Below are 1641 nucleotides of genomic sequence, written 5' to 3'. Positions count from 1 at the left end.
CCTGAGACCCCGCCGCGCCTCCGGGGCGGGGGGGCCCCCGCCCCCCCCCCCGCCGGGCCGGGGGGGGGCGGGGGGGGGTGGCGCCCCCCCCCCCCCCCCGCGCGGCCCCCCGCCCCCCCCCCCCCCCCCCCAGGCCGAGCAGGGCGCGCGCCTCGGGCCCCGTGTACACGCGGTCCGTCTTCTTCTCCAGTACCGCGATCCGCTTTCGCGCCTGGACCTTCTCCGACTTGTTCAACTGGTAATAGGCGGCACCGGTTCGATACGTGTGCCCGCATTCCACGACCCATTCCCGGATCGCCGCGTCCCGGGTCACCGGAATCAGCTCGTACTCCGTCCGGTCCACCGGGGTGAGACCGGCGGCCTTGATGGTCGCCTCGTTGACCGCGTCTGCGCCGGCGGAGAACACCGCCCGCGAACCCCGGATGCCCTTCGTGCGACCCACCATGAACTTCTCGGTGGCCTCCTGGATGACCTGCCCGGCCTCCTCCAGGCCCCGCGTGCTCGTGGCGTCCCAGATGGCGATGTTGTCCTTCGGGAACCCGCACCGCATGGCCTCCCGCTTGCCCATCTGGTCCGGCACCAGCACGGCCAGGGTCCAGTTGTCCTGCTGTGTCTCGATCATCGTCGCCAGGGCGTCGACCAGGGCCCGCGGGTCCCGGGAAGGGGTGTCCGGGCAGCGGTGGCTGGCGTTCTCCTGGCCGTCGGTGAGCACGAACGTCAGGAAGCTGTGGTCGCCGTACAGCTGGGCCGTCTGCGCCAGCTCCCGCTGCGACTTCAGCGTGGCCGCCAGCAGGGCCGTCATTCCGCCGACCCGGTAGAGCTGCTTCAGGGACGGCATGCGCAGCACGTCCTTGTCGTAGATGACGCATTCCACCGTGTTGGCGAAGACGTACACCGTGACGCGGGTTTCCTGGTCGAGTTCCTGCGACCGCCGGGCCAGATAGGCGATCTGCTGGTCGGCGACTTCGACGACCTTGCCGCTGAGATGTGACATGGACGAACTGGCGTCCAGCACAAGGGCGACGTGATTGATGTAGTTCTGGTTTCCGGACATGGCCGCTCCCCCTTTTTCCGAACCGATGAACAGATCCTCGCACCCGCCACTGACAATCGGCCCCGCACGGCCGGAGGGGGGTGAAACGATACTTCTGTGGCATCTGAGTGAACGGCCGTTCCCGCAGGGGCTCCTGGGCGGTTGGACCGGCCGACGCGCCTACCGACCGCGCGTCGTTCCACCGATCCTTAGGGGAGTCATGCGCATTCGTTCCGCCGTCACCGCTTCCGTCCTGGCCGCCGGCATCCTGCTGGGCGGGGCCGGTGCCGCCCTGGCCAACGACGGGGTCGACATCGACTACTTCTCCGGCGGTCACAAGGCCTACTCGTCGAACTGCTCCTCGTTCGCCGCGGTGCCCCACAACCTCCCGTCGTTCGCCGGCCCGGTCTACAGCTCCACCTGCGCCAAGGACGGCGAGAAGGAGTGGCTCAAGGGCAGCCACCTGGGCGCCTGATCCCGGGACACCCCGTGCCGCGGGGGCGGAACGGCGCCCGCGCCCGGCCGCCCCCCCCGGGTTGCCCGGGGGCGTCCGCCCAGGCGCGGCTTGTCAACGTCCTGCCACCATGGGGAGTTGTATGTTTTCAAAA

The 1641-nt window shown here is 70.0% G+C and carries 2 protein-coding genes; one reads left to right on the top strand and one right to left on the bottom strand.

The window, feature by feature from the left end; genetic code table 11:
• Window positions 1-1054, bottom strand: a 1054-nt coding sequence (locus WDV06_RS36835; RefSeq protein WP_395514156.1) for a vWA domain-containing protein, incomplete at its 3' end; no start/stop codon positions are given.
• A 199-nt stretch (window positions 1055-1253) separates the two neighbouring features.
• Here WDV06_RS36835 and WDV06_RS36830 point away from each other — a divergent pair.
• Complete coding sequence (locus WDV06_RS36830) at window positions 1254-1508, top strand: hypothetical protein (protein WP_395514155.1); 255 nt, start codon at window positions 1254-1256, stop codon at window positions 1506-1508.
• Window positions 1509-1641: the final 133 nt, after the last annotated feature.

The sequence above is a fragment of the Streptomyces racemochromogenes genome (assembly GCF_044129415.1).
GTDB lineage: Bacteria > Actinomycetota > Actinomycetes > Streptomycetales > Streptomycetaceae > Streptomyces > Streptomyces racemochromogenes_A.
Note: the sequence above shows the minus strand (reverse complement) of the source record. Positions and strands in the feature narration are given on the sequence as shown.